The sequence below is a fragment of the Marinomonas sp. ATLA20 genome (assembly GCF_057180105.1).
Genome location: NZ_JBXUKU010000030.1, coordinates 1 through 1,192, shown reverse-complemented (window position 1 = coordinate 1,192; position 1,192 = coordinate 1). Strand labels below are relative to the sequence as shown.

Here is a 1,192-nt window from a genome sequence, read left to right as displayed (position 1 = left end):
ACCGTACCCCAAACCGACACAGGTGGTCAGGTAGAGAATACCAAGGCGCTTGAGAGAACTCGGGTGAAGGAACTAGGCAAAATGGTACCGTAACTTCGGGAGAAGGTACGCCGGCCGGTGTGAAGGACTTGCTCCGTAAGCACTAGTCGGTCGAAGATACCAGGTGGCTGCGACTGTTTATTAAAAACACAGCACTCTGCAAACACGAAAGTGGACGTATAGGGTGTGACGCCTGCCCGGTGCTTGAAGGTTAATTGATGGGGTTAGCGCAAGCGAAGCTCTTGATCGAAGCCCAAGTAAACGGCGGCCGTAACTATAACGGTCCTAAGGTAGCGAAATTCCTTGTCGGGTAAGTTCCGACCTGCACGAATGGCGTAACGATGGCCACACTGTCTCCACCCGAGACTCAGTGAAATTGAAATCGCAGTGAAGATGCTGTGTATCCGCGGCTAGACGGAAAGACCCCGTGAACCTTTACTATAGCTTCACAGTGAACTTTGAACCTACTTGTGTAGGATAGGTGGGAGGCTTTGAAGTGCAGACGCTAGTTTGCATGGAGCCACTCTTGAAATACCACCCTGGTATGTTTGAGGTTCTAACTCAGGTCCCTTATCGGGATCGAGGACACTGTGTGGTGGGTAGTTTGACTGGGGCGGTCTCCTCCCAAAGAGTAACGGAGGAGCACGAAGGTGTGCTCAGCATGGTCGGAAATCATGCATAGAGTGTAAAGGCAAAAGCACGCTTAACTGCGAGACAGACACGTCGAGCAGGTACGAAAGTAGGTCTTAGTGATCCGGTGGTTCTGTATGGAAGGGCCATCGCTCAACGGATAAAAGGTACTCCGGGGATAACAGGCTGATACCGCCCAAGAGTTCACATCGACGGCGGTGTTTGGCACCTCGATGTCGGCTCATCACATCCTGGGGCTGAAGCCGGTCCCAAGGGTATGGCTGTTCGCCATTTAAAGTGGTACGCGAGCTGGGTTTAGAACGTCGTGAGACAGTTCGGTCCCTATCTGCCGTGGACGTTTGAGATTTGAGAGGAGCTGCTCCTAGTACGAGAGGACCGGAGTGGACGAACCTCTGGTGTTCCGGTTGTCACGCCAGTGGCATTGCCGGGTAGCTATGTTCGGACGGGATAACCGCTGAAAGCATCTAAGCGGGAAGCCTCCCTTAAGATAAGATCTCACTGG

1 rRNA gene is annotated in these 1,192 nt (G+C 52.8%); it reads left to right on the top strand.

Going from position 1 to position 1,192, the window contains the following annotated elements:
• A 23S ribosomal RNA gene (locus AC2A4J_RS20285) occupies positions 1 to 1,192 on the top strand; the annotation flags it as partial.